This is a genomic window from Streptomyces sp. MS06, from assembly GCF_047200655.1.
Taxonomy (GTDB): domain Bacteria; phylum Actinomycetota; class Actinomycetes; order Streptomycetales; family Streptomycetaceae; genus Streptomyces.
The window spans coordinates 1-6,723 of record NZ_JBJZOJ010000117.1; the positions used below are offsets into that span (position 1 = coordinate 1).

Genomic DNA, 6,723 nt, shown 5'->3' on the forward strand with positions numbered 1-6,723 from the left:
CTCCCGGTGGCTGCGGATGATGTCCGCGTAGTGGCGTCCGGAGCCCTTGACGGTGCGGACCTGGGTCTCGTAGTCGACGTGGTACAGGCCGAAGCGCTTGTCGTAGCCGTAGGCCCACTCGAAGTTGTCCAGCAGGGACCAGGCGAAGTAGCCGGCCAGCGGGGCGCCCTTGCGGGCGGCCGAGGCGCAGGCGGCCAGGTGGGACTCCAGGTAGGCCCGGCGCTCGGGGTCGTCGACGGTGCCGTCCGGGCGTACGACGTCCGGGTAGGCGGAGCCGTTCTCGGTGACGTACAGGCGGCGGGCGCCGTACTCGTCGGTCAGGCGCAGCAGCAGCGTCTCGATGCCGCTCGCGTCGACCTCCCAGTCCATGCCGGTGCGCGGGACGCCGGGGCGGCGGACCTCGCGGGCGTGCGGGGCGGGGCCGGCGGGGTCGTCGGCGACGGTGGCCGGGAAGTAGTAGTTGAGGCCGAGCCAGTCCAGGGGGGCGGCGATCGTCTCCGCGTCGCCGGCCCGCTCCGGGAGTTCGACCCCGTACAGCTTCCGCATGTCCTCGGGGAAGCCGCGTCCGTGCAGTGGGTCCAGCCACCAGCGGTTGGTGTGGCCGTCCACGCGGCGGGCGGCGGCGAGGTCCTCGGGCCGGTCGGAGGCCGGGTGGACGGTGGACAGGTTGTTGACGATGCCGACCTGCGCGCCGGGGGATGCGGCGCGGATCGCGGAGGCGGCGAGGCCGTGGCCGAGCAGCAGGTGGTAGGAGGCCCGGACGGCGGCCGTGAGGTCGGTCAGGCCCGGGGCCATCTTGCCCTCCAGGTGGCCGATCCAGGCCGAGCAGAGCGGCTCGTTGAGCGTGGTCCACTGGGTGACGCGGTCGCCGAGGCGTTCGGCGACCACCGACGCGTAGTGGGCGAAGTGCTCGGCGGTGGCGCGCTCGGGCCAGCCGCCGCGGTCCTGCAGGGTCTGCGGCAGGTCCCAGTGGTAGAGGGTGACGGACGGGGTGATGCCGGCCGCCAGCAGGGCGTCGATCAGCTCGTCGTAGAAGGCGAGACCCTTGGCGTTGACCGGGCCGTCGCCGCCGGGCAGCACGCGCGGCCAGGCGACCGACAGGCGGTAGGCGTTGGTGCCCAGGCGGCGCATCAGGGCGATGTCCTCGCGCCAGCGGTGGTAGTGGTCGCAGGCGACGTCGCCGTGGTCGTCGTTGTCGATCTTCCCGGGGGTGTGGGAGAAGGTGTCCCAGATCGACGGCGAACGGCCGTCCTCCGCCACGGCCCCCTCGATCTGGTAGGCCGATGTGGCCGTACCCCACAGGAAGTCGTGCGGGAGTGCGGCGAGGTCGATGGTCACGGAAGTCCTCTCGGGGGAAAGAGCGTCGGTCACTTCACCGCTCCGGCGGTCAGGCCGGTGACGAGATAGCGCTGCAGGAGCAGGAAGCCGGCCACCACGGGCACGCTCACCACCAGGGAGGCGGCCATGATCTGGTTCCAGTAGACGTCGTTGAGGGTGGAGTAGCCCTGCAGCCCGACGGCCAGGGTGCGGGTGGTGTCGTTGGTCATCACGGAGGCGAACAGGACCTCGCCCCACGCCGTCATGAAGGCGTAGACCGCCACCGCGACGATGCCGGGGACCGCAGCGGGGACCACGACGCGGAACAGCGCGCCGAGCGGACCGCAGCCGTCCACCAGGGCCGCCTCGTCAAGGTCGCGCGGGACCGAGTCGAAGTAGCCGATCAGCATCCAGATGGAGAAGGGGAGGGAGAAGGTGAGGTAGGTGAGGATCAGGCCGCCCCGGGAGCCGAACAGGGCGATGCCGGTGGCGTTTCCGATGTTGACGTACATCAGGAACAGCGGCAGCAGGAAGAGGATGCCGGGAAACATCTGCGTGGACAGGACGGTGACGGTGAAGACCCGCTTGCCGCGGAACTCGTAGCGGCTGACCGTGTAGGCGGCGAACACCGCGACGACCACCGAGCAGACGGTCGCCGCGCCGGCCACGATCAGCGAGTTGACGAAGTACCGGGCCAGCGGGACCGTCGACCAGATGTCGATGTAGGGGCGGATCGTCAGTCCGCTGGGCACCCACCGGAACCTGCCGGAGACGTCGGCGAGCGGCTTCAGCGAGCTGGAGACCATGACGTACACCGGCACCAGCACGAAACCGGCCAGCAGGGTCAGCAGCACGCGCCGGGTCCACACGAAGGACGTCGGCGGGGCCGTGGGGGAACTAGGCATTGGCGTACCTCCGTCCTCGCGAGGTGACGATCAGGTAGCCGCCGGTGACGACCAGCAGGAACAGCAGCAGCAGGACGCTCATCGCGGAGCCGGTGCCGAAGTTCCAGGTGACGAAGGAGGCCTGGTAGATGTGGACCGAGATCATGTCCGCGGCCTGCGGGGCCGACTTGCCGAACAGCACGTACGGCGTGTTGAAGTCGTTGAACGTCCACAGGAAGAGGACCAGGACCAGCACCTGGTTGACCGGGCGCAGCGAGGGCAGGGTGATGCGGCGGATCTGCTGCCAGATGCCCGCGCCGTCGAGGGCGGCCGCCTCGTACAGCTCGCCGGGGATGTTCTGCAGGCCGGCCATCACGATGAGGAAGGCGAACGGCCAGCTGCGCCACACCGACACGGTCAGCAGCGCCCAGAAGCTGTTGTCGCCGATCAGCCAGAACGACGGCTCGCCGGTGAGGTGGAGCTGGTCGTGCAGCACGTGGTTCACCAGGCCGTTGTCGTGCTGGAACATGAACACCCAGGTGATGACGGCGGCGTAGACGGGCAGCGCGTACGGCACCAGGAAGAGGGCGCGGAGTACGCCCCGGCCGCGGAAGGTGTCCTGCATGCAGATCGCGGCCGCGGTCCCGATCAGCCAGCACAAACCGACCGAGAGCAGTGTGAAGAGGACCGTGGCGAAGAAGGAGTGCAGCAGCGCCTCGCCGACGGGGGCGTTGAAGTCCACCGACATGCTGTAGTTGCGGAGCCCGGACCAGGGGGCGCTGCCCCAGTCGCGGATGTAGAACTGGGTGAGCTCCTTGAAGCTCATGACGATGCCGATGACCATCGGCACCAGGTGGACGAGCAGTTCGAGCGCGAGGGCGGGCAGGAGGAGCAGGTACGGCAGCCCGGCGCGGCGGAGCCGCCCGGCGCGGCCGCGGGACGTTCCCCGCGGTGCCGCACCGGGCGTGCCCTCGCCCACCGGCCGTTCGGCGGTGGTGGTGGTCATCGTGCTCACTTCGAGGGCATCTGCTGCTGGGCCTTCTGCAGCTTGGCCTTGACGGACTCGGTGGTCACCTGGCGCCCGGCCGCGGCGTCGGCGAACAGTTCCTTGACGGCCGTGCCGACCGTCGTCTCGAACTGGGACTCGTCCGGCACCTGGGGCAGCGCGGCGGCGCTCTGGGAGAGGGTGTCCTTGAGGACCGTGTCGGCGGGGCCGGAGAAGGCGGGGTCGCTCTGGGCGCCCTTGACGGGCGGGATGGAGCTGTAGGCCTTGTTGAGGATCTTCTGCTCGGCGTCGCCGGTCATGAACTTCACGAACTCGGTCGCGCCGTCGAGGTTGTCGGTGTTCTTGAAGACGGCCATGTTGATGCCGGCGACCATGGAGTCGACCTGGGTGCCGGTGCCCGGGGTGCCGGACTGGACCGGGACCGGGGCGACGCCGTAGGCGTCCTCGCTCATGCCCTGGGACTTGAGGTTGGAGGCGGCGGACTGCCACAGCAGCATGGCGGTCTTGCCCTTGGCGAAGTCGCTGACCGACTGGTTCTGCGCGTACTCGGCGTTGCCTGCCGGGATGATCTTGTCCTTGGCCATCAGGTCGACGTACTGCTTGACCGCGGCGACCACGCCGTCGTTGGTGAAGTCGGCCTTGCCGTCGGCGGTGAAGAAGTCGGCGCCGTGCTGCTTGGCGAAGACGAAGACGTGGTGGATGTTCTCCGAGCCGTTGGCGCCCTCGGCGCCGAGCGCCTGCTTGCCCTTGGCCTGGATCTTCTTGCCGTCGGCTATCAACTCGTCCCAGGTGGCGGGCGGCTGGGAGATGCCGGCGTCGGCGAAGATCTGCTTGTTGTAGTAGAGGGCGTAGGCCATCGAGTACAGCGGGACCGCGGCCGGGTCCTTGCCCTGCGCGCCGGTCGAGCCGAGCGCGGAGTCGACGAAGCGGTCCTTGCCGCCGATCTTGCCGAAGTTCTTCGCGTCCCAGGGCAGCAGCGCGCCGGTCGCCTGGAGCGAGGCGGACCAGGTGTTGCCGATGTTCAGCACGTCCGGCCCCTGGCCGGAGGTGGTGGCGGTGAGGATGCGGTTCAGCAGGTCCGACCAGGGCACGACCTCGAGCTTGACCTTGATCCCGGTCTGCTTCTCGAACTTGTCGAGCTCCGGCTGGAGGACCTTCTTGTCGACCTCGATGCTGGCGCCCTGGTTGGAGGCCCAGTAGGTCAGCGTCTTGGGCGAGTCGTTCGACCCGCCCTCGGTGGACGAACCCCCTCCGCAGGCCGAGGCGGCGAGCGCGAGGGAGAGGGTGACGGCGCCTACGGCCGCGGCTCGGATGCTGCGCATGGCTCCAGGTGTCCCTTCCAGGGAGATCATCACGGCTTAATTTAGGACGTGAGTTAATCTCCGGAAGACCGGCGCGTCAAGGGTTCGGGAGCCACCTCGTCGAAGTTGTGCGCCCCCTCTTGACGCGATCGTTTCAGCAATGAACCATTCCTCCGCAAGAGAGCGCTCCCAACATCTTCGATCGTTCACTTCCCGAAACCGGCTCGTCACCTCGCCACCGTTCGCCGCGCACGGGCGGCGGCGAACCGGACGGCCAACGAGGAGAGCCGCCCCATGTCATCCGTCCCCCCGGACTCCCCCGCCCCGCACCGCTCCGGCGTCGGCCGCAGAGCCGTCCTCGGCGCAGCGGCGGTGGCCGCACCCGCCCTCGCCGGGCTCGGCGCCGCACCGGCGGCCGCCGCCTCCCCCGCCCCCGCGCCCGGGCGGCGCGACCACCGCCCGCTGCGGGGCGGCGGGGACCTCGGGCCCCGCGTCCTCGTCTTCGACCCGTCGACGCCGGACATCCAGGCCAGGCTGGACGAGGTGTTCGCCGAGCAGGAGTCGGCGCAGTTCGGCGACGGTCGCTACGCCCTGCTGTTCCGCCCGGGCACCTACCGCGACCTCAACGCCCAACTCGGCTTCTACACCTCGATCTCGGGCCTGGGCCTGTCCCCCGACGACACCACCATCCACGGCGACGTCACCGTCGACGCCGGCTGGTTCGGCGGCAACGCCACGCAGAACTTCTGGCGCTCGGCGGAGAACCTCGCCCTGTTCCCCGCGAACGGCACCAACCGCTGGGCGGTGGCCCAGGCGGCGCCGTTCCGCCGCATGCACGTCCACGGCGACCTCAACCTGGCGCCCTCCGGGTACGGCTGGGCCAGCGGCGGCTACATCGCCGACAGCCGCATCGAGGGCCGGGTCGGACCGTACTCCCAGCAGCAGTGGTACACCCGGGACAGCACGGTCGGCGGCTGGGTCAACGCCGTGTGGAACATGGTGTTCTCCGGCGTCGAGGGCGCCCCCGCGCAGGGCTTCCCCGACCCGCCGTACACCACCCTCGCCACCACTCCCGTCTCCCGGGAGAAGCCGTTCCTGCACGTCCACGGCGACGAGTTCCGGGTGTTCCTGCCGGACAAGCGCACCGACGCGCGCGGCGTCACCTGGGACAAGGGCACCCCGAGAGGCCGGTCTTTGCCGCTCCACCGGTTCTACGTGGCCCGGCCCGGCGACGACGCGGCCACCCTGAACCGGGCCCTGCGCCAGGGCCTGCACCTGCTGCTCACCCCCGGCGTGTACCACGTCGACGAGCCGATCCGGGTGACCCGCCCGGGAACGGTGGTGCTGGGCCTCGGCTACGCCACCCTCGTCCCCGACAACGGCACGGCCGCGATGAAGGTCGCCGACGTCGGCGGCGTCCGGCTGGCCGGCTTCCTGATCGACGCCGGGCCGGTCACCTCCGAGACGCTCCTCGAGGTCGGCCCGCGGTGGGCCCGGCGCGACCACCGCCACGACCCCACCACCGTGCAGGACGTGTTCGTCCGCATCGGCGGCGCCGGCGCCGGACGCGCCACCACCAGCATGGTGATCAACAACCGGCACACCATCGTCGACCACACCTGGATCTGGCGCGCCGACCACGGCACCGGCGTCGGCTGGGAGACCAACCGCGCCGACTACGGCCTGGTGGTCAACGGCGACGACGTGCTCGCGACCGGCCTGTTCGTCGAGCACTTCAACAAGTACGACGTGCAGTGGAACGGGCAGCGCGGCCGCACGGTCTTCTTCCAGAACGAGAAGGCCTACGACGCCCCGAACCAGGCCGCGATCCAGAACGGCGCCGTCCAGGGCTACGCGGCCTACAGGGTCGGGGACCACGTCACCGAGCACGAGGCCTGGGGGCTGGGCAGCTACTGCTACTACAACGTCGACCCGACGATCGTGCAGCACCACGGCTTCGCCGCGCCGCAGCGGCCCGGAGTCCGCTTCCACGACCTGCTGGTGATCTCCCTGGGCGGCAACGGCCAGTACCGGCACGTCATCAACGAGACGGGCGCGCCGACGTCGGGGACCTCGACGGTGCCGTCCACGGTGGTGTCGTACCCGTGAGCGCCGGCGCGGCCCTCCGCCGGGCCACCTGACCGGCCCGTCACCCGGCGACTCGGTCACCTTGTCGGGGGGTCGCAACCGGGTGGCCGAAATCCGGTGGCCGAAA

At 70.3% G+C, this 6,723-nt stretch carries 5 protein-coding genes; 1 reads left to right on the top strand and 4 read right to left on the bottom strand.

The window, feature by feature from the left end:
- The 4 genes from ACL02U_RS32490 to ACL02U_RS32505 all read right to left on the bottom strand — a co-directional run.
- Positions 1 to 1,338 (bottom strand): GH1 family beta-glucosidase (locus ACL02U_RS32490; RefSeq protein ID WP_412794604.1); only part of this gene is annotated, 1,338 nt, incomplete at its 3' end.
- Between the two features lie 29 nt (positions 1,339 to 1,367).
- A complete protein-coding gene (locus ACL02U_RS32495) occupies positions 1,368 to 2,222 on the bottom strand; it encodes a carbohydrate ABC transporter permease (protein ID WP_412794605.1) in 855 nt (284 codons plus the stop codon).
- Entirely contained in the window at positions 2,215 to 3,207 is a 993-nt protein-coding gene (locus ACL02U_RS32500; RefSeq protein WP_412794606.1) for a carbohydrate ABC transporter permease, read from the bottom strand. The genes ACL02U_RS32495 and ACL02U_RS32500 overlap by 8 nt, the downstream gene beginning before the upstream one ends.
- Positions 3,208 to 3,212: 5 nt before the next feature.
- A complete protein-coding gene (locus tag ACL02U_RS32505) occupies positions 3,213 to 4,529 on the bottom strand; it encodes an ABC transporter substrate-binding protein (RefSeq protein WP_412794607.1) in 1,317 nt (438 codons plus the stop codon).
- 273 nt (positions 4,530 to 4,802) lie between these two features.
- Here ACL02U_RS32505 and ACL02U_RS32510 point away from each other — a divergent pair, with 273 nt between their 5' ends.
- The gene (locus ACL02U_RS32510; protein WP_412794608.1) at positions 4,803 to 6,617 is read left to right on the top strand and encodes a coagulation factor 5/8 type domain-containing protein; all 1,815 of its coding nucleotides are present in this window, start codon (positions 4,803 to 4,805) and stop codon (positions 6,615 to 6,617) included.
- Positions 6,618 to 6,723 lie beyond the last annotated feature (106 nt).

Bases quoted from the DNA above. Each gene is read 5' to 3' on its own strand.
- ACL02U_RS32505 (WP_412794607.1), bottom strand. From the start codon at position 4,529: ATGCGCAGCATCCGAGCCGCGGCCGTAGGCGCCGTCACCCTCTCCCTC.
- ACL02U_RS32500 (WP_412794606.1), bottom strand. From the start codon at position 3,207: ATGACCACCACCACCGCCGAACGGCCGGTGGGCGAGGGCACGCCCGGT.
- ACL02U_RS32495 (WP_412794605.1), bottom strand. From the start codon at position 2,222: ATGCCTAGTTCCCCCACGGCCCCGCCGACGTCCTTCGTGTGGACCCGG.
- ACL02U_RS32510 (WP_412794608.1), top strand. From the start codon at position 4,803: ATGTCATCCGTCCCCCCGGACTCCCCCGCCCCGCACCGCTCCGGCGTC.